Here is a 19,734-nt window from a genome sequence, read left to right as displayed (position 1 = left end):
GTATGTAACGAACGTCCATCGCGTGGCGCGCGAATTTTACAGAATAGAAAGGCAAAGATGGGATTTTGTTAGTTTAAGCAGACAGAAGACAAGTCTGGAAAACGCTATGAAAACAACGCACTCCAGCGCGTAACCAATGAAAAAGCCCCAGCAGTCGCGAGACTGGCTGGGGCTTTGGGGCGACGTGACCGGAAGACTTCGGCGTCACCGCGTTTCCGGCGAAAAGGCTTACAACCTCACGGCAGGCGGCACATACCGGCAGTCATATTTCTTCCTGACCGTACCGTTTTCGTCGACGCTCTCCAGATACACGTCGAACTGCCACAAGCGTGCCATGTGCTTGAGCACTTCATCGCTATCGGACGACAGGTGCCGGTTGTCGCTCATGAAATGCCGCAGTGTCAGGCTCCGGTCGCCGCGCGTGTTGACCGACCACACCTGAATATTCGGCTCCCGATGATGCATGTCGTACTGCCGCGACAGCGCCTGACGCACGTACTGATAGCCGCTGTCGTCATGAATCGCCGACACTTCGAGCGAATCGCGCATGTCGTCGTCGAGCACCGAGAACAGACGCATTTCGCGGATCAGATGCGGCGACAGATATTGCGCGACAAAGCTCTCGTCCTTGAAGTTGCGCATCGCGTAATGCATGGCCGGCAACCACGGGCTACCCGCAAGCTCAGGAAACCACCGGCGATCCTCCTCAGTCGGCGCTTCGCAGATGCGGCGAATATCGCTCATCATCGAAAAACCGAGCGCGTACGGATTGATGCCGCTGTAATACGGCTTCGTCACAGGCGGCTGATACACCACGTTGCTGTGCGAATGGAGAAACTCCATCATGAAGCCGTCTTCGAGCTTGCCCTGGTTGTACATCGTGTTGAGCAACGTGTAGTGCCAGAACGTGGCCCACCCTTCGTTCATCACCTGGGTTTGCCGCTGCGGATAAAAATACTGGCCCACCTTGCGCACGATACGAATCACCTCGCGCTCCCACGGCTCCAGCAAAGGCGCATTTTTCTCCGCGAAATACAGCAGATTTTCTTGTGGCTCGGGCGGATAACGCTCCTCGGTTTCCTCCGGCAACGGCGTATGCCGGGTGGGCAGCGTGCGCCACAATTCATTGACCTGCGATTGCAGATAAGCCTCGCGTTCGCGGCGCGCCGCGAATTCCTTTTCGAGCGACAGCTTCTGCGGACGCTTGTACCGGTCCACGCCGTAGTTCATCAGCGCGTGGCACGAATCGAGCAGTTCCTCGACCCGATCGAGTCCGAAGCGCTCCTCGCACTCCGCGATGTAATTCTTCGCGTAGACGAGGTAGTCGATGATCGCGTGCGCATCCGTCCAGAGTCTGAACAGATAGTTGCCCTTGAAGAACGAGTTGTGCCCGTAGGCCGCGTGCGCGATGACGAGCGCCTGCATCGTCATCGTGTTCTCTTCCATCAGGTACGCGATGCAAGGATTCGAATTGATGACGATCTCGTACGCGAGCCCCATCTGCCCGCGACGGTAGCTTTTTTCAGTGGAAAGAAAGTGTTTGCCGAACGACCAGTGACGGTAGTTCACCGGCATACCGACAGACGCGTAAGCGTCCATCATCTGTTCGGCGCTGATGAGTTCGAGCTGGATCGGATACACGTCGAGTTCATATTGCTCTGCAACACGGGCAATATGCGAGTCGTACTCTTCGATCAATTCGAAGGTCCAGTCGGACGGGCACGGCAGAGGCCGTCTATCGGCTACGTTCATACGGACTTCCCTTTGCCCTTGATTGGGCGTTCCGGTGTGTCCCCGTGCTGCAGCGCTGTGGACTGCTGCGGCTGCGGCGGCGCCTGTGTCGTCCGCCCCAACCGTGGCATGCCCCGAAGATTGCTGCGGCACGCCTATCTCGCGCGCCGGCGTTGCATTGTCTGCGTCGCCGCGCGCATCGTCGTGCAGGGGCTTGCTCGTCATGAATTCGCCGCCTGCTTCTCAAACAGTTCGCGAAACACCGGATAAATGTCAGCCGCGGTTTCGACCTTCTTCATCGCCATGTGCGGCTGGCTTAACGCTAACTGCGCATATTCGAGCCACAAGTTCTGCTCTTCGGGCGCCACCTGAATATACGCAAAATAGCGCACCTTCTCCAGGATGTCATCCGACAGAATCTTGCGACACTTGGGCGAGTCGTCGGTCCAGTTGTCGCCGTCCGATGCCTGGGCGCCGTAAATATTCCATTCAGTCGGCGAATAGCGCTCGTCCATCACCTTCTGCATCAGTTCCAGCGCGCTCGACACGACCGTGCCGCCGCTTTCGGTCGAATGGAAGAACGTGTCTTCGTCGACTTCTTCGGCGCGCGTGTGGTGGCGGATGAACACCACCTCGATCTTCTCGTAGTTACGCTTGAGGAACAGATACAGCAGGATGAAAAAGCGCTTGGCGAGGTCCTTGCGCTGCTCGTCCATCGAACCGGACACATCCATCAGACAGAACATGACCGCCTGACTGGACGGCGTGGGCTGCTTCACACGATTCACGTAGCGCAGATCGAACGGATCGATAAACGGAATTCGCCAGATGCGGCCGCGCAAATGGTGGATTTCTTCTTCGAGCAATTTGATCTCGTCGCGACGATCGGCCGGGTCGGCCTTCATCAGCTCCAGTTGCCGTTCCATCTCATGCAACTGATTGACGAGCGGCGCGCCGAGCGCGATACGCCGGCCGAGCGCACTGCGCAGCGAACGGACCACGTCGATATTATTCGGCGTGCCTTCGGCAGCCCAGCCCGCGCGGATGCTTTTCCACGTGGGCACGGCCATCAGATGGGTTTTGACGAGACGCGGCAGTTCGAGGTCGTCGAAGAAATACTGCATGAATTCTTCGCGGCTCAGCTCGAATACGAAGTCGTCCTGCCCCTCGCCCTCGTTGCTGGCCTGATTGCCCCCGCCTCCACCGCCGCCGCCCTGCGGGCGCTGGATCTTGTCGCCGCGGATGTAGTCCGAGTTGCCCGGATGCACCATTTCCCGCTTGCCGCCCGGACCGTGACGGAACGACGGTTCCGCGATGTCTTTACGCGGAATGGTGATGCTCTGGGTATTCTGAATGTCTTTAATGCTGCGATCGCGTACCGCTTCCGACACGGCGCGACGAATGTAGTTTTTGACGCGACGCAAAAAACGCTCGCGATTCGCAATGCTTTTGTTCTTGCCTGCTAACCTGCGGTCGATGATTTGATGAAGCACGCCCGGTCTCCCATGCAACGCTCTAGATCGGAAGTTGGCGCTTAACCTCAGTTCCGATCCCATGCAGCTGCGCTAATTTCCGGTACGCGAGACGCACGCTGCCTGTGCTACACCGGCAACACTATGTCCATACAGCCTGCGCCTCGCAAGGTGCCCGCGCGGTCTGACCGCGCGGGCGGCACGCAATGCGCATCATGACGACTTGCGCACACGCAGATACCAGTCACACAACAAGCGCACCTGCTTCGGCGTGTAGCCCTTCGTCACCATACGATTGACGAAGTCTTCGTGCTTGCGTTGCTCTTCCGCCGAGCCCTTGGCGTTGAACGAGATAACCGGCAGCAGTTCTTCCGTGTTCGAGAACATCTTCTTTTCGATCACGACGCGCAGCTTTTCGTAGCTGATCCATGCGGGGTTCTTGCCCGCATTCGCAGCACGCGCACGCAGCACGAAGTTCACGATCTCGTTGCGGAAGTCCTTCGGGTTACTGATGCCTGCCGGTTTCTCGATCTTCTCCAGTTCGGCGTTCAGCGCCGCGCGGTCGAAACTCTCGCCGGTGTCGTGGTCGCGGAACTCCTGATCCTGAATCCAGAAGTCGGCGTACGTCACATAGCGATCGAAGATGTTCTGACCGTACTCGGAATACGACTCCAGATACGCAGTCTGAATTTCCTTGCCGATGAACTCCGCGTAGCGCGAGGCGAGCACGTCCTTGATAAAGGACAGGTACTTCTGTTCCGTTTCCGGCGGGAACTGTTCGCGTTCGATCTGCTGTTCGAGCACGTACATCAGATGCACCGGATTCGCCGCGACTTCCGTTGAGTCGAAGTTGAATACGCGCGACATGATCTTGAACGCGAAGCGGGTCGACACGCCGGTCATCCCTTCATCGACGCCTGCAAAATCGCGGTACTCCTGATACGACTTCGCCTTCGGATCGGTGTCCTTCAGATTCTCGCCGTCGTACACCTGCATCTTCGAGAAGAGGCTCGAATTCTCGGGCTCCTGCAAACGCGTGAGCACCGACATCTGCGCCATCATCTTCAACGTGCCGGGCGCGCATACCGCATTCGCCAGCGACGAATTACGCAGCAGCTTCTCGTAGATCTTGACCTCTTCACCGTAACGCAGGCAGTACGGCACCTTCACCACGAAGATCCGGTCGAGCAGTGCTTCGTTGTTGCGGTTGTTGCGGAACGCCTTCCATTCCGACTCGTTCGAGTGAGCGAGAATCACGCCGTCGAAAGGAATCGCGCCGAAGCCTTCCGTGCCCTTGAAGTTGCCTTCCTGGGTTGCAGTGAGCAGCGGGTGCAGGACCTTGATCGGCGCCTTGAACATTTCGACGAACTCGAGCAGACCCTGATTGGCGAGACACAGGCCACCGGAGTAGCTGTAGGCGTCTGCGTCGTCCTGTGCGTACTGTTCGAGCTTGCGGATGTCGACCTTGCCGACCAGTGACGAGATGTCCTGATTGTTCTCGTCGCCCGGCTCGGTCTTGGCAATACCGATCTGGCGAAGAATGGACGGGTAGCGGCGCACCACGCGGAACTTGCGGATGTCGCCGTTATATTCGTGCAGGCGTTTCACCGCCCACGGACTGAGGATGCTTTTCAGGTAGCGGCGTGGAATGCCGTATTGTTCTTCGAGAATCGGGCCGTCTTCCTCATAGTCGAACAGACCGAGCGGCGACTCGTTCACGGGCGAGCCCTTGATCGAGTAAAACGGCACGCGTTCCATGAGTTGTTTCAGACGTTCCGCAATCGACGATTTACCGCCGCCGACCGGACCCAACAGATACAGAATCTGTTTCTTTTCTTCGAGCCCCTGGGCCGAGTGCCGGAAGTAGGCGACCACCTGCTCGATCACCTCTTCCATTCCGTAGAACTCACGGAATGCGGGGTATACCTTGATGACCTTGTTCGCGAAGATACGCGACATGCGCGGATCGTTACGAGTGTCGATCTGTTCCGGCTCCCCGATGGCCGTCAACATGCGTTCGCCAGCCGTGGCGTACGCGGCGGGATTGTCTTTGCAGAGCGCGAGGTACTCCTCGAGCGAGAGTTCATCTTCTCGCGTTTTCTCGAAGCGGGTCGCGAAACTGCTGTAGATATCCATGCTACCTCCTCGCCGAAGTCTAGACCGATGTCGTGCGCGGCGCGCTATTCGGAAACGACATCGCTCGAATTCATCCTAAACCCTTTTAAATTTTTTTTCCATGAACTACGTGGCGAAAATCGCGCCGTATGCGCATCCCAACATTCGCTACTTGGAAACAAAATTTCGACCACCTACAATCTTGCACTCACATCGCAGCGATTATTGCTTCACGTGATTGCATTACTGCGTGACTGTCTGCTGCGTTGCCACCTTTGGCGTCGTCATGCCACGACATCTATGCCTCGGTGTCTGTCCCATCTCTGCGCTTTCGATGCCCGGTCCTAAGGGTCGTTATGCTTATCCTGTTCAGTGAACAATCTCACTGCTGCATCGGACAAGCTGTCTGTGTCCACACACTCTGTAGCTAAAAAACGCGGACGTTATGGGCTATTTGCATGCCCGGCCATTTTTTCATCAACGCGCGGCACTCGCATCCGGTCTACAGCGAACACGCGTCTGTTACATGTTCCCAGGCAATGCCTCTGCTGAAACACGGGTCGATCATCTTCAGCCTGTTCGTCAACGCGTGAAGATTTTGGTTCCGCTTCATCACGCACTCATACGATGCATGCCTGCGCGAACAATCGGCCTTGCATCATTCCGATTAACCGTTTGGACAGTATGGTTGTCCCCTGCCTATCTGAATGACGGCGGTACATCGAATCGCTTTCATAGGTGTATACGGCAAAGCGGCCATTGCAGATGCGACAAAGGATTCGACCAATAAAAAACGGCCGCCCTCAGGCAGCCGTTTGAATAAAGCTTCGTAATGCGCTGTTACACACGCAGCGCGACATTGGCGCTGTTACAGATCGTGTCGAGCCTGCCTGTTTCAGCACTGCTCGTGGGCGTCAGTTCACGTCAGTTCAATCTCCACTTCACCCAGCCCGTCGATGTGCCCGCGCACCACGCCGCCGTGTTCCAGCTTGTGTGCGCCAACATACGAACCGGTGGTCAGCGTCCATTCGGGTTCGATGGTGATGCCCATTGCCGCGCAGTGATTGACGAACCACACAAGTAGCTCGCGCGGGTCGCCCGCCGGATTGCCGGTCGCTTCCGGCACCAGCGACTCACCGTCGAAGGTCAATTCCAGTTCCGGCGAAACGAAATCGAAGTTGCGGGCGAGACCCGCATAGGCGACCGGATGGCCCGTAATCAATGCGCCGTTGTTCTGTGCATCGGCGAGTTGCGCGAGCGGCGCGACGTTCGGCCATTCGCTGAAACGGCTATCGACGATCTCGATGGCCGGCAGCACGACGCCGACCTTCGACAACACTTCATCGCGCGCGTAGGCCCGGCCGCGCGGCTCGATCGCCTCGGCGAAACGGAAGGCGATCTCCAGTTCGATCAGCACCCGGAAAAAACCGCCATGCGCGACCCGTGCAGGCGAGGGCAGCACCAGCGAGGCCGGAATCGGCGCGCCCGCAGCGGCGCCGCCTGGGGCTTTCGCGCCGATCTTCCAGGCGCCGGTCGAGTCGCCGAGACCGGTGATGACCGCCTGCTGGATCGCGTACGCGGTTGCCGCATCGGGCGGCAGACTGTCGGGGGCGGGCGCATCGATCGGGCGATGCAGCCGGCGTGCTTCGACGAGGCGTTGCGCGAGGTCGTATGGCGTCATGTCGGTCCTTTCTGGCTGGCGCATTAAGCGGCCTGGTATGGCGTACTGGTTGAAGGAAGCCATGTGTTGCGGCGCCTGAAGACAGCAAGCCCATGCGTGCGGAATAACCTGATGCGCATGGACATTGCAGCCGCGAAGCCATGACTGCGCCCGTCAATGTACCGGATCACGACGCCCGCCAGGGTTCGGACTGTGATCGGAAAGGTGACTTAATGCGCACACGATAAAAAAAGACCGCGGATGCCGATGCATTCGCGGTCTTCAGGTCTGGGCAATGGCCAGTCGGAGGCCATGAGCGTGCGTCTGGAATGCGAGATTCCGGGAATGAATGTTGCGACTCCCGCGCGGCTCGACGTGGCCGGTTGGGATCAGCGAATAACCCGCAGAGTGGGACGAAACCACTCTGCGCCTGCTCGAATCGTCTGTCAGGCTGCCCGGACCGCCGAGCCGCCTCCCCACACGTCAATCGCCGCATCGAAATCGAACTTCGACCCCGACTCCTGCCGGCGACCGTTTAGAACGTTTCCCAATCCTGATCGCCACCGGCGCTCGCGGTCACTGCGGCCTTGGCGGGTGCTCTAGCCGGCGCAGCAGCGGCCGGTGCAGCAGCAGACGCCGCCGGAGCGGCAGGAGCACGCGTCGCAGCCGACATCGACGGTGCCTTGCGCGCAGCCGGACGCACCGGCGTCGACGCACGGCGCGGCGCGCTTTCCGGCGCGCGATAGCCACCCTCGTCGAGTTGGAACACGGCCACCGCCGTGCGCAGCTTGCCGGCCTGGTCTTCGAGCGAAGACGCTGCCGCAGCCGCCTCTTCCACCAGCGCCGCGTTCTGTTGCGTCACTTCGTCCATCTGTGTGACAGCGCGCGCCACCTGGTCGATCCCGCCGCTCTGCTCTTCCGATGCCGCCGCGATCTCGCCCATGATGTCCGTCACGCGCTGCACCGCGCCGATGATCTCGGTCATCGTGCGGCCGGCTTCGTCCACCAGCGCCGAGCCCGACTGAACGCGCTCCACCGACGTGTCGATCAATTCCTTGATTTCCTTCGCCGCCGCCGACGAACGCTGCGCGAGGCTGCGCACTTCGCCCGCCACGACCGCGAAACCGCGCCCTTCTTCGCCGGCTCGCGCCGCTTCCACGGCCGCATTCAGGGCCAGGATGTTGGTCTGGAACGCGATCCCCTCGATGATCGAGATGATGTCGGCGATCCGGGCCGAACTCTGGTTGATGTCGCCCATCGTGCCGACCACCTGGCCGACCACGGCGCTGCCCTTGTTGGCGATTTCCGACGCGTTCGCCGCGAGCGAGCTTGCCTGGCGGGCGTTGTCGGCGTTCTGCTTGACCGTGCCGGTCAGCTCTTCCATGCTCGACGCGGTTTCCTGCAACGCCGACGCCTGCTCTTCAGTACGCGACGACAGGTCGATGTTGCCGGCCGCGATCTGACGCGTGGCGGTCGCGATCGACTCGCTGCCGCTGCGCACCGTGCGAACGGTTTCGATCAGACTGCGCTGCATTTTCGCGATGCCTTCCAGCAGCTGGCCCATTTCGTCACGCGAAGTCACGGCGACCGGGCGACGCAGATCGCCGGAAGCGATCGCGTCGAAATGGCCGAGCGCTTCGTCCAGCGGACGGGCAATCGCGCGGCTCAGCGTCAGGTACGAGATCACGGCGGCCAGCACGCCGATCAACAGTGCGGCGAGGCTGACCATGCGGAACACGTCGAAGCTGCCCTGCGCCGCGTCGTAACCCTGCTGGGCCGACTCGAACTGGAACTTGCGCAATGCGTCGTCGGCATTGGACAGTTCGTTGTAAGTGGCCTGCAGACGCTTCGCGCCGTCGACCACCTTGGCCGAATCGTTCGCTGCCACGGTTGCCGAAAACGCGTCCATTTCCTGATGCAGCGTGTCGCGCTTGCCCGCGACGTCCTGCGCGAGACGGTCTTCGTCGGCGCTGCGCGGCAGGGAGAGATACTTTTTCCACCACATGTCGGAGGTGGTGCGCATTGCGTGCGCGCGCTCCAGCGTCGGCACCGCGTCGGGCGTGCCGATCATGAACGCGGCGCGGTCGAGAGCGAGGCGCTCGCGCGCGGCGTACAACTCGGCATTGCCGATATTGACGGCGCTAGGCATCGCGTTGGTGAACGTGTCCTTGTATGCATCGTTCGAACGGCCCATGCCGAACAAACCGAAACCGCCAATCGCTACCAGCAGCGCGGCGAGAAAAGCCATCGTGAGGCCAATCCGCGCCTTGATCGTAATGCCTTTGTTCAACATGCTTAAGTCCTGTGCTTGACTATGTGAGAGGCCGCTTACGCAGCACTGGATAACGGGTGGCGTTTGCGTGCATGGCGCTTTTTGAAAGTGCGCTCTAATAAGCTCGTTTACGGCACGCCAAATGCATACTTGAAGGTTTTATATGGTATGAGGAAACGCGCCGTAAGGGACTGGAAGAATTACACGACGGGGTGTCGAGCGGGGCCTGGATGGGCAGGAGTGCCCAGCAGAACGGGGATTTATCAGAGCCGATGCGGATGTGTGCGAACTGTTTTGCTCACCGCCGTTTTATTGGTGACTCCAAAACGACCGGACGCCACGCCGTGAAGCGTCGAAGGCAATGTGGGACGTAAAAAAGCCGCCAGGCATCTGGCGCGTGGCGGCAAAAGTCAAATCAGATTGAATGGGCTTGAACGCGGGGACGAGAACGCCAGTCGCGACGCCGTCCTTGGGCTATCAACCCGCTGCGCCCACTTCATCGCGAGTGGGAATCGACGGCTGAGCACCCGCGCGAGTCACCGACAACGCCGCCGCGCGTTGCGCAAACCGGATCGCCGTATCGACGTTCTCGCCCTGCGCAAGCTGCGCCGCAAAGCCGCCGATAAACGTATCGCCCGCTGCAGTCGTATCGATGGCTTTCACCTTCGCCGCGTCGTATAGCGCGGCATGTCCGCCATCGAGCGCCGCGTAGACGCCGCGCGCGCCGAGCGTCACCAGCACGTTGCGAACACCGGCCGCCTGCAGCGCGGCAGCCGCTCTGGCTGCATCTTCGGGGGAATCGACCGGCAAACCGGTCAGCGTGGCGGCTTCCAGTTCGTTCGGAATCAGGTAATCGATCAGCGGCAGCCAGTCGGCAGGCAGCGGACCGGTGGCGGGCGCGGGGTTCAGAATCACCGTCTTGCCCAGACGCCGCGCTGCGGCCAGTGCTGCGCGCACCGTGTCGGGCGGGGTTTCGAGCTGGCAAATCACCACATCGGCGGACGCCAGCACCGCCTCGTGACGGCCGACCGTCTCCGGCGTGAGTTCGCCATTGCTGCCCGCGACGATCACGATCGCATTCTGGCTCGCATCGTCGACGACGATCAGCGCGACGCCGGTCGCTTCGCTGCCGGTTTCCACCGCCGAGCAGTCGATTCCTTCCGCCTCCAGACCCGCGCGCAATTGCGCACCGTTACCGTCCGCGCCGACGCAGCCGAGCATCGACACCTGCGCGCCGAGCCGCGCGGCCGCGACCGCCTGGTTGCCGCCCTTGCCGCCCGCGACCTGCGTGAACGTGCGGCCGGCGAGCGTCTCGCCGGGATGCGGCATACGCGGCGCACGCGCCACCAGATCCATGTTCAGACTGCCGACCACTGTCACGCGTGAGCGCGTTTCGTTACTTGCCACTGCTGTCTCCTTTCGTGCGTGCGGCAGGGTTATGCCGGTGCCAGGCCAGACTGGCTTCCGCGGACCCGTCCGGCGGCGAGCGCCGTGTGTCCGGATCGTTTCGCCGCCCTGTCGGCTGACTCGCTGACTCGCGATCGCAGCGGGTATTTACGATCGACCGCCGGTTAAGCAGTCAGGCCAACCGCCAGAAAACCGCACAAAAAACTGGCGCGCGTGGGGCGATCGAGTCGCCATGCCACGCCACCCTTACCACCCTTACCACCCGGCTATCACCTCGAACCGACCTCAAATCTGCCGCAAATCCACCTTCAAGCCGCCAACCCGTGCTTCTCCGCTCCGGCCCACGTCGCCGTGGATTCACGCACGATCAGCCTCGGCGACACCACCCGGCGACGCCCCGCCGCCCGCGTGCCGACCGGCAAACCGGCACCGCCTCGCGCGCTTCCCGCGATCCGCTCGATCAGCGTCTGCGCCGCCATGTCGCCCAACGCACGCACCGATTGCCCGACCGTCGACAACGCCGGATACGTAAAGCGCCCCAGTTCGATGTCGTCGAAACCGATGATCGAGCAATCGCGCGGCACGCTGATATTGCGCTCCGCCGCTGCGCGCAACGCGCCGATGCCCATCATGTCGTTGCCTGCGAAAATCGCCGACGGCTTGACCGTATCGAATAGCTGTCCGGCCGCGCGATGCCCGCCCGTGCCCGAAAAATCGCTTTCGACGATCGCGTCAGGCGGAATCTCGATGCCGCGCTCGGTCATCGCGCGGATGAAGCCGTGCACACGCATGGCGCTGACCGCCGTCGCGACCGGCCCCGTAATACAGCCGATCCGCACATGCCCGAGTTCAAGCAGATGACGCGTGGCGAGATAGGCGCCCTTTTCATGGTCGATCTGCACCAGATCCGCGTTCAGCCCTTCGATGTTGCGGTCCACGATCACCAGCGGCTCGTGCGCGTCGGCGAGGGTCTGCGCGAGCACGGCGTCGTCGCCGGCGGACGCGACGATCAGCCCGTCGATGCGCTTTTCCTGCAGCACGCGCAGATAGTTACGCTGCTTGGCCGGATCGTCGTCGGAATTGCAGAAGAACACGCAGTAGCCATTGCGCGAACAGCCGTCCTCGATACCGCGCGCCAGTTCCGCGAAATACGGATTCGTGCTGTTCGGCACCACCAGCCCGATAGTCGCCGTCGCCCGCGCTTTCAGCGAGCGCGCCACCGCCGACGGCACATAGTGAAGCTGACGGATCGCGTGCTCGACCTTCGCGCGCACGTCGGCGGACACTGGCCGCGAGTTATTCACCACGTGCGATACCGTCGTGAACGACACCCCTGCCACGGCCGCTACATCCTTGATCGTCGCCATAACCTGTTGCTCTCCTGCCTGTTTTTCCCGCCGGTCGCGCCAACTGGCGACCCACCGGACGTTCTCATCGAAATCAGACCAACCCCGTTTGTATTTTTGCTGTACCGCCAGTCACGCTGCGACTGCTGCTGGTTCCGCCCCCGGTCCAGACCATTGCTGCTACGCCTTCATCTGCTTTCTGCGACTTCATCTGCCACTCGCTTACAACTTCATTTCTCATCTGTTCGCGACTTCGTTTGCTACTCCATTTGCCGCTCCATTTGCCATTCCAGCCACTTCATCCGGCCAGTCTGGCAAATCCGGCAAATCCGGCAGCATCACAGCCGCGCCACCCGCCGCCGCTGCGCCAGTCCGCTGCCGCCCCGCTTCGCATCACGCCCGCTTGCGCCGGCTCCGGTACGTATCCAGCACCACGGCCACGACGATCACCGCACCGGTGATCATCCGTTTGGTCGGCTCGTTCGCGCCGATCTGCGCGAGCCCGGCTGCCAGCACCGAGATGATCAACACGCCGAAAAACGTGCTGATCACCGAACCGCGTCCGCCCATCAGGCTCGTGCCGCCGATCACCACCGCCGCGATCACCTGCAGCTCCATGCCGACGCCCGCGTTCGGGTCGGCCGCTTCCAGACGCGAAATCTGGAACAGCGCGGCGAGGCCTGCCATCGCGCCCATCAGCGCGAACACGATCACCTTGTAAGGCCGCGGATTGACGCCCGCGAGCCGCACCGCTTCCTCGTTCGTGCCGATGCCGACCAGATAACGACCGAACACCGTGCGCGTGAGCACAAGTTGCGCGATCACCATCACCGCGACCGCGATCAGGAACGCCGGCGAAATGCCGAGCGCGATCGGGTTCGACAGGATGTCGAACGCGTCGCCGATATAGGCGGTGCGCGAATTCGTCATCTGATAGGCCAGCCCGCGTGCCGCTTCGAGCACGCCGAGCGACACGATGAACGACGGAATCCGCCAGCCCACCGTCACCGCACCGGTGATCGTGCCGGTCAGCGCGGCGGCCGCCATGCCGAGCAGCGCCGACGGGATCGGCCCCCAGCCCCACTTGAGCGCCGCCACGCTGACCACCGACGCCCCCAGCGCCAGCACCGACCCCACCGACAGATCGATCCCCGCGATGATCAGCACGAAGGTCATCCCCACCGACATCACCACCAGATCCGGGATCTGATTGGCGATCGTGCTGAACGTGTCGTAAGTCAGAAAGTGCGAACTCAGCAGCGAGAACAGCACGATCATCGCCAGCAACGCGCCGGCCAGACCCAGGTAGTTCGAAAAGCCGAGCCGCGTGCCGGCCGGTTTGCCGCTCGCGAGCGGCGCCGACGGATCGGCCGGCGGCGTGACGTTGCCGCCCGCGCCGGCGTTTGCGCCTGCTGCGCCCTGCTTGCCGCCCGATGTTTCCCGCAACGATTGATCGGTCATCACAGACTCCCTGCTTCAGTGGTATCGGGGGCGTGCAGCATCGCCTCGCGGCTGCGGTAACCGGCAAATGCAGCCGCCAGCAACGCATCCTGCGACCAGCTATCACGCTCGAACACGCCCGTCATGCTTCCCGCGGACATCACGCCGATCCGGTCGCAGATCAGCATCAGCTCACGCAGGTCGCTCGACACCACGACGAGCGCGCGCCCTTCCCGGGCCAGCGCGCCCATCAAGCCATAAATATCGAACTTCGCGCCGACGTCGATACCGCGCGTCGGTTCGTCAAATAACAGCACGCGGCAATCGCGCGCCAGCCAGCGGCCGATCACGACCTTCTGCTGGTTGCCGCCCGACAGCTCGCCGACAATCTGCCCCGGTCCCGAACTGCGGATCCGCATCGCGTCGATCTGCTTCTGCGCGAGCGCGTTTTCGCGTTTCGCGTCGACCACGCCATGCCGCGCGACGCTGCCGATATTGCCAAGCGACACGTTGGCCGCGATCGGTTGCGGCAGCAGCAGGCCTTCGCCTTTGCGGTCTTCGGTGATCAGCGCGATGCCCGCGCGCACCGCGTCCGACGGCGACGCGATCTCCACCGGTGCTGGCGTCGCGCCCGGCGTCGCGGCCAGCGCTACCGTGCCGCTGTCCTTCTGATCGGCGCCGTAAATCAGCCGCATCAGCTCGGTTCGGCCCGCGCCGATCAGCCCGCTGATGCCGAAAATCTCACCCGCCCGCACCTCGAACGACACGTCGCGCACCACCTTGCCGCGCGCGAGCCGGTCCACCTTCAACAGCGTCGCGCCGATGTTGCGCACGCCCAGATCGATCCGCTCGCCGAGTTCGCGGCCGACCATCCACGTGACGATCTCGTCGCTGGTCAGGTTCGCCATCGCGTCGACGTGCACGAGGCGGCCGTCGCGCAACACCGCGACCTGCTCGGCGACCCGCGCCAGCTCTTCGAGCCGGTGCGAGATATAGACCAGCGCGACGCCGCGCGACTTCAGCCGGTCGATCTGTTCGAACAGCAGATCGACCTCGCGCGCGGTCAGCATCGCGGTCGGTTCGTCGAGGATCAGCACGCGGCAGTCGTCGATCAGATTGCGCGCGATCTCCACCATCTGCTGATGACCGATCCCGAGTTCGCCCACCAGCGTGTCGGGGTCGATGGCGTCGAGGCCGACTTGCGCCATCGCCTGACGCGCGTCCTCGCGCAGCTTGCGACGGTCGATCCAGCCAAAGCTGAATGCGCCCGCACGCGGCAGCCGGTTCAGGAACAGATTCTCGGCGACCGACAAGGTCGGCAGCAGATTCAGCTCCTGCATCACCATCCGCACGCCGAGCGCTTCGGCCTGTGTCCGGCTGGCCGGTGCGTAAGGCGCGCCGCCCAGTTGCATCGTGCCGGCGGTCGGATCGACCAGCCCGCCGATGATTTTGGACAGCGTGCTCTTGCCCGCGCCGTTCTCGCCGGTCAGCGCCAATACTTCACCGGCTCGCAGCGACAGCGAAACGTCGGCGAGCACCGGTTCGGCATAGGTCTTACCGATGCCGCTGACGGACAGTACAACGGGTGACGCGTTGTGGTCGGTTGAATCCATCGCGATCCTGTTTCCATGGCGGGCGGCGTGGCCTCATACGCGGTGACGCAAATGAGGTCGCGGCCGGCCGTCACGAGTCATGTCGGCTCAATACGCGCGGTTCGCGAGTCCTAAGGTTCGCGCACCATCCGTTGCCCAGCCGCCGTCATGACGCTTACCACTGAAATTAACGGCGGCACTGCGGGTTTCTTGAGCGCTTATTGAGCGTTTATTGAATAGTGCGGATTCGCACGCTGAAGCCGGAGTTTTGCCGGCGTCGGAGGGTCCGGTTGCGGTGCAGCGGGAACCCGCGACGGCTCCGGTTTCGGTGCGATTCCGTGAGCCCGGCGCCGGATACCGGACGCGTGGTCCCGGCATCCGGCCCGGTGCTGCTTAGGCGACGCTTACTTCGTCACCAGGCTGACCGGCGTTTCCACCACGCCCGACAGCTCCGACTGCTTCTTGTGCTCGCTGAGCGCCTTCAGCGCGGTGTCGATTCCGAACACGGCCTGCTTGGCCGCGTATTGATCGGCGGTGGCGAGCACGCGGCCGTCCTTCAGCATCGGCTTGATCGCGTTGATGTTGTCGTAGCCGACCACCAGCACCTTGCCCTGCTTGCCCGCTGCGCGCACGGCGGAGACCGCGCCGATCGCCATGTTGTCGTTACCGGCGAGCAGCGCCTTCAGGTTCGGGTACTCGTTGAGCATGGCGGCAGCCACCGTATTGCCCTTGTCGATTTCCCACTCGCCCGACTGCACCGACACGACCTTCGCGCCGACCGTCTGCATCGCCGCCTTGAAGCCCGCGGTACGCTGCTGTGCGTTGGTCGTGGTCGATACGCCTTCGATGATGCCGACCTCGTCGCCCGACTTCAGACGCTTGGCCAGGTAATCGCCGACCATCTGCGCGCCCTTCGCGTTATCCGGTCCGACGAACGGCACGTTCAGGTCTTTCGACTTGAGCACGTCCTGATCGAGCCGGTTGTCGATATTCACGACGATGATGCCCGCATCGACCGCCTTCTTGACGACCGGCGCAAGCGCCTTCGAATCGGCCGGTGCGAGCACGATGGCGTCGACCTTCGACACGATCATCTGCTCGACGATACGGATCTGGTTCGCCGTGTCGGTCTCGTCCTTGATGCCGTTGGTGATCAGGTCGAAATGGCTGGAATTGTGGGCCTGATAATCCTTCGCGCCGGTTTCCATGGTCAGGAAAAATTCGTTGGCGAGGGACTTCATGACCAGCGCGACCTTGGGCTTGTGAGCGGGAGCGCTCTGCGCGTAGGCGGCTGAAAACGGCAAGGCGGCGGTGGCGGTAGCGAGGACGGCAGCTGCAAGAATGCGGCGGCGCATGCGATGACCGTTGCAATGACTCATTGCGTATCTCCAGGTTTCTAGGCTCGAAGCCGAGCCGTATTTTTAGTGGCGCGCAAACGTTTGCGAGGCCTATTCTCAGCGCAGTTCCTTCGAAATGTCAACGATTCGCGGTGTTGCAGTGCATCGGCGCGCAGGATGTGCGGCGGTGCTATGCGGTCGGTAGACTCAGCCCGATTCGCCGGATAGGCGCGTCGGCAGGCAGCGTGTGGCAAGGGTCCCTCGCTCGGTCCGTGCGTGGCAGGGTTGCCGCCGGCTGCAAGACAGGCAGCCGGCGGGCCGCTTATGCTGGCCTTTTATTGCGCGCGGTGCAAGCGGGGACAACGCGGAGCGATGGGGACTTTGAAGAAGGTTGTTGGCCCGCTGTCAGACGGGCTTGAGGTTGGCGTTTGTGGCCGGTTTGTGGCCGGTGCTTGGCCTGTGTTCAGCCGATTGCGATACCAGCCGTGAAACCGGCCCCGAGCCCTACAGCCAGCCGGCCTTGCGAAAGCGCCGGTACAGGAAAATGTCGACCGACAGCATCACCAGCAGGCAGATCTCATAGCCAAACTTGAAATGCAACTCGGGGATGCTTTCGAAGTTCATCCCGTAGATGCCGGCGATCATGGTCGGCACCGCGAACAGCGCCGCGAACGAGCCGAGCCGCTTGGTCACCTCGTTCTCGGCCAGCGAGATCATGCCGAGGTTGACCTGCACCGCCGTGACGACGATTTCGCGCCGGCCTTCGATCGTTCTGACGATTCTCTCAAGATGGTCGTAGACGTCGCGAAAGTACGCCTGCATGCCCGAGCAGACGCTCGGAATACGACCGCCTGTCAGCTTGCTGACGGCTTCCTGCAACGGTCCAATGTGATGCTGCAGGATCACCAGACGGCGTTTCAACGAGTACAGATCCTGCACGATCGCGCGCGACGCCGCCGAATCGTTGCGATCGAAAATGCGGTCTTCGAGATTCTCGATCTCGGTGCTCATCGCCTCGATGATGGGGAAATAGCGGTCGACCACGTCGTCCATCAGCGCGTACAGCACGAACGCCGAACCTTCCTTCAGCAGATGCGGTTCGCGCTCGCACCGCGCACGGACATTCTGAAAGCCGATTTTCGTCCCGCGCCGCACCGACAACACATAGTTGCTACCCACAAACACATCGACTTCGCCGATCAGCAGTTCGCCCTCTTCGTCCATCTCGACCGTGTGCATCACGGTGAAAAGCGAGTCGCCGTATTCCTCGATCTTGGGACGCTGGTGACCGTTCTGCGCGTCTTCGATCGCGAGTTCGTGCAGGCCGAACTCCTTTTTCATCACGGCCAGTTCGCCCGGGCCCGGGTCTTTCAGCGCGACCCACACGAAGCACTCGGGCCGCGCCACGTAGTCGCTGATGCTATCGATGTCGATATCTGCCAGCTTCCGGCCGTCCTGATAGGCGGCGCAATTGATCAGCATGTTCGGATTACCTTGAAAAGCTAAAACAGACCGGCCGGCATTGCCTGAAGCGTAAGCCTGGCGCAAGGTCCTCGTTGACGGATAAACGGTAGCCGCCATGTTAGCGGCTACGCGCAAACGTCAGGTATCCAATTGTTAATCGCTGCGGACTGCGGGGCTTAGTCGCGGTAGAGCATTCCGCGCGCCTGAACGGCGCCGGCCTACAACCTCATTGAGCAACCCGGTTCAGCAGAATGCGATGATCGTCGTTGAACGTGACCGATGCGCGGTTCGTGTAACGCGGATCAGCCGTCACCATAAACTTCAACTCGACCACCGGATCGAACTGCGTCGACACGCCGATCCGGTGCACGCCGGGGCTGAGGTAGAAGACGACGTGCTCGCCGTTCATCAGATCGGTAACCCGCTCGCCGTCGATATAAACCAGCGCGTCGCGAAACCGCACGATGACGTCGCGCGAACGTTCCCGTCTTACATCCACGGCCACGAGTCCTGGCGCCGGTTGCGTGTAGCCCTGCTCCACGATGCGCGTCGACGGCACCGGCTTGAAGGGCACAGGCTCGGCCGGTGTCGAAGCACAACCGCCGAGCGCCGCGACGGTGAGCATGGCAAACGCGATCATCACGACAGACGCGGCCTTGCAGTGGCAACCGATGCGCATTGGCATGCTGTCTCTCCCGTGTTGTTAATTGTGGTCGTTGTTCTTCGAACTTCGATGCCGCGCGCGATAGGTGACGCGAGATCAACGCGTGCCCTGCTGCCAGGCCATCCTGACTGCTGAGTGTTGCCCTTCGCCATTGCATGATAGCAACGCGCAGCCGTTGCACCAGCTTGGCCGAACGGCCAATCCGACGCCTCTTGCATGGCGTCGCGTTCTTGTTCATGATCGCTGCAAAGGACTGCGACGTGGGCGCTCGGGCGCTGCGGATTTACCCTCGGTTGCGTCGCAGGTCAGGGTTGCCAACCCGCATGCGTCATACGGGTTCGTCCGTGTCGGCAGACCCGCGATCAAGGAGACGGCTATGTGGTATTTCACCTGGATTCTGGGCGTCGGCGTGGCGTTGGCCTTCGGCGTCATCAACGTGATGTGGCTGGAGGCGAACGGCAAGTTCGCGCGCGACCCTCTACCCGGCGACCCGCCAGCCGCGCCATCCGGGGACAAATCTGCGTGATCGGCGTGACGCATCTGGTTTTCTTCTGCGGCCACGCGGGCACGGGCAAGACGACTCTCGCCAGAAAACTGCTCGCCCCGCTGATGCAGGCAAGCGCCACGCCCTGCTGCCTGCTCGACAAGGACACGCTCTACGGCGGTTACAGCGCCGCCGCGATGGCCATGCTGACCGGCGACCCGAACGACCGCGACAGCCCACTTTTCCTGCAGCATCTGCGCGATCCCGAATATCGCGGCCTGATCGATACCGCGTGCGACAACCTTCGACTCGGCGTGAGCGCAATGGTGGTTGCGCCGTTATCGCGCGAAATACGCGAGCGCCGTCTGTTTGATCGCGCATGGCTCGGAATTGGCGACGAAGTGAAACTGCGGGTCGTGTGGGTTCATACGACCGAAGAGACGGCGCGGCAGCGGATCATCGAGCGCGCAGATCCGAACGATGCATACAAACTCGCGCATTGGGACGAGTACCGGCAACGCCGCTTCGTGCCCAGCGGCGACATGTGCGACGACCTGCTGATGTTCGACAACACCGCGCCAGTGCAGGCGGATTATGAAACGTTGCTGACGCGTATCGTCGGCGAATCGTGGACGACTGGCGGGAGGTTGCCGCCGTTGCCCGTGTAGCAACCTCTGTCTGACAAAGCCAAAAAACTACGCCCTGAACATCAGGACACATGTTCAGGGCGCGACTCACTCAAGCGGCATG

Annotated in this window: 14 protein-coding genes; 2 read left to right on the top strand and 12 right to left on the bottom strand. The window is 61.9% G+C overall.

Annotated elements, in window-relative coordinates:
* Positions 1-228: 228 nt before the first annotated feature.
* The 12 genes from ABH945_RS05705 to ABH945_RS05650 form a co-directional block, all read right to left on the bottom strand.
* Entirely contained in the window at positions 229-1,956 is a 1,728-nt protein-coding gene (locus ABH945_RS05705) for a SpoVR family protein (protein WP_429249960.1), read from the bottom strand.
* Positions 1,953-3,224: a YeaH/YhbH family protein gene (locus ABH945_RS05700; protein ID WP_074764149.1), complete on the bottom strand. Its 1,272-nt coding sequence runs from the start codon at positions 3,222-3,224 to the stop codon at positions 1,953-1,955. Before ABH945_RS05700 ends, ABH945_RS05705 begins: the two co-directional genes overlap by 4 nt.
* A 192-nt stretch (positions 3,225-3,416) precedes the next feature.
* Positions 3,417-5,339 carry a PrkA family serine protein kinase gene (locus ABH945_RS05695; protein ID WP_074764150.1) on the bottom strand — a complete coding sequence of 641 codons (1,923 nt, stop codon included), beginning with the start codon at positions 5,337-5,339 and terminating at the stop codon, positions 3,417-3,419.
* Positions 5,340-6,237: 898 nt separating this feature from the next.
* On the bottom strand, positions 6,238-6,999 hold the full coding sequence (locus tag ABH945_RS05690; protein WP_074764151.1) for a hydratase: 762 nt from the start codon (positions 6,997-6,999) through the stop codon (positions 6,238-6,240).
* Positions 7,000-7,513: 514 nt separating this feature from the next.
* Positions 7,514-9,271, bottom strand: a complete 1,758-nt coding sequence (locus ABH945_RS05685; protein WP_429249959.1) for a methyl-accepting chemotaxis protein — start codon at positions 9,269-9,271, stop codon at positions 7,514-7,516.
* A gap of 456 nt (positions 9,272-9,727) precedes the next feature.
* The gene (rbsK, locus tag ABH945_RS05680) at positions 9,728-10,657 is read right to left on the bottom strand and encodes a ribokinase (RefSeq protein WP_074764153.1); all 930 of its coding nucleotides are present in this window, start codon (positions 10,655-10,657) and stop codon (positions 9,728-9,730) included.
* Positions 10,658-10,965: 308 nt separating this feature from the next.
* Entirely contained in the window at positions 10,966-12,024 is a 1,059-nt protein-coding gene (locus ABH945_RS05675) for a LacI family DNA-binding transcriptional regulator (RefSeq protein WP_074764154.1), read from the bottom strand.
* Between the two features lie 372 nt (positions 12,025-12,396).
* Positions 12,397-13,464 (bottom strand): ABC transporter permease, encoded by a 1,068-nt coding sequence (locus ABH945_RS05670; RefSeq protein WP_074764155.1) that lies wholly within the window; start codon positions 13,462-13,464, stop codon positions 12,397-12,399.
* Complete coding sequence (locus ABH945_RS05665) at positions 13,464-15,056, bottom strand: sugar ABC transporter ATP-binding protein (RefSeq protein ID WP_074764156.1); 1,593 nt, start codon at positions 15,054-15,056, stop codon at positions 13,464-13,466. The genes ABH945_RS05670 and ABH945_RS05665 overlap by 1 nt, the downstream gene beginning before the upstream one ends.
* 383 nt (positions 15,057-15,439) lie before the next feature.
* Positions 15,440-16,414 carry a sugar ABC transporter substrate-binding protein gene (locus ABH945_RS05660; RefSeq protein ID WP_074764157.1) on the bottom strand — a complete coding sequence of 325 codons (975 nt, stop codon included), beginning with the start codon at positions 16,412-16,414 and terminating at the stop codon, positions 15,440-15,442.
* Positions 16,415-16,876: 462 nt separating this feature from the next.
* The gene (corA, locus tag ABH945_RS05655) at positions 16,877-17,854 is read right to left on the bottom strand and encodes a magnesium/cobalt transporter CorA (RefSeq protein WP_074764158.1); all 978 of its coding nucleotides are present in this window, start codon (positions 17,852-17,854) and stop codon (positions 16,877-16,879) included.
* A gap of 208 nt (positions 17,855-18,062) precedes the next feature.
* Entirely contained in the window at positions 18,063-18,521 is a 459-nt protein-coding gene (locus tag ABH945_RS05650) for a hypothetical protein (RefSeq protein WP_429249958.1), read from the bottom strand.
* Between the two features lie 355 nt (positions 18,522-18,876).
* Between ABH945_RS05650 and cydX the strand changes: the two genes are divergently transcribed.
* Complete coding sequence (gene cydX, locus ABH945_RS05645) at positions 18,877-19,026, top strand: cytochrome bd-I oxidase subunit CydX (RefSeq protein WP_074764160.1); 150 nt, start codon at positions 18,877-18,879, stop codon at positions 19,024-19,026.
* A gap of 5 nt (positions 19,027-19,031) precedes the next feature.
* Positions 19,032-19,652 carry an AAA family ATPase gene (locus ABH945_RS05640; protein WP_429249957.1) on the top strand — a complete coding sequence of 207 codons (621 nt, stop codon included), beginning with the start codon at positions 19,032-19,034 and terminating at the stop codon, positions 19,650-19,652.
* The last annotated feature ends 82 nt before the right edge of the window (positions 19,653-19,734 follow it).

The organism is Paraburkholderia sp. GAS333 (genome assembly GCF_050435665.1).
Lineage (GTDB): Bacteria > Pseudomonadota > Gammaproteobacteria > Burkholderiales > Burkholderiaceae > Paraburkholderia > Paraburkholderia fungorum_A.
The sequence above is the reverse complement of the archived record's forward strand: the minus strand, read 5'-3'. Positions and strand labels throughout refer to the sequence as shown.

Excerpts from the sequence above, each read along its gene's own strand:
- ABH945_RS05705 (WP_429249960.1), bottom strand. The coding sequence starts at position 1,956 with ATGACGAGCAAGCCCCTGCACGACGATGCGCGCGGCGACGCAGACAAT.
- ABH945_RS05695 (WP_074764150.1), bottom strand. The coding sequence starts at position 5,339 with ATGGATATCTACAGCAGTTTCGCGACCCGCTTCGAGAAAACGCGAGAA.
- ABH945_RS05690 (WP_074764151.1), bottom strand. The coding sequence starts at position 6,999 with ATGACGCCATACGACCTCGCGCAACGCCTCGTCGAAGCACGCCGGCTG.
- ABH945_RS05685 (WP_429249959.1), bottom strand. The coding sequence starts at position 9,271 with ATGTTGAACAAAGGCATTACGATCAAGGCGCGGATTGGCCTCACGATG.
- ABH945_RS05675 (WP_074764154.1), bottom strand. The coding sequence starts at position 12,024 with ATGGCGACGATCAAGGATGTAGCGGCCGTGGCAGGGGTGTCGTTCACG.
- ABH945_RS05670 (WP_074764155.1), bottom strand. The coding sequence starts at position 13,464 with ATGACCGATCAATCGTTGCGGGAAACATCGGGCGGCAAGCAGGGCGCA.
- ABH945_RS05665 (WP_074764156.1), bottom strand. The coding sequence starts at position 15,056 with ATGGATTCAACCGACCACAACGCGTCACCCGTTGTACTGTCCGTCAGC.
- ABH945_RS05660 (WP_074764157.1), bottom strand. The coding sequence starts at position 16,414 with ATGAGTCATTGCAACGGTCATCGCATGCGCCGCCGCATTCTTGCAGCT.
- corA (WP_074764158.1), bottom strand. The coding sequence starts at position 17,854 with ATGCTGATCAATTGCGCCGCCTATCAGGACGGCCGGAAGCTGGCAGAT.
- ABH945_RS05650 (WP_429249958.1), bottom strand. The coding sequence starts at position 18,521 with ATGCCAATGCGCATCGGTTGCCACTGCAAGGCCGCGTCTGTCGTGATG.
- cydX (WP_074764160.1), top strand. The coding sequence starts at position 18,877 with ATGTGGTATTTCACCTGGATTCTGGGCGTCGGCGTGGCGTTGGCCTTC.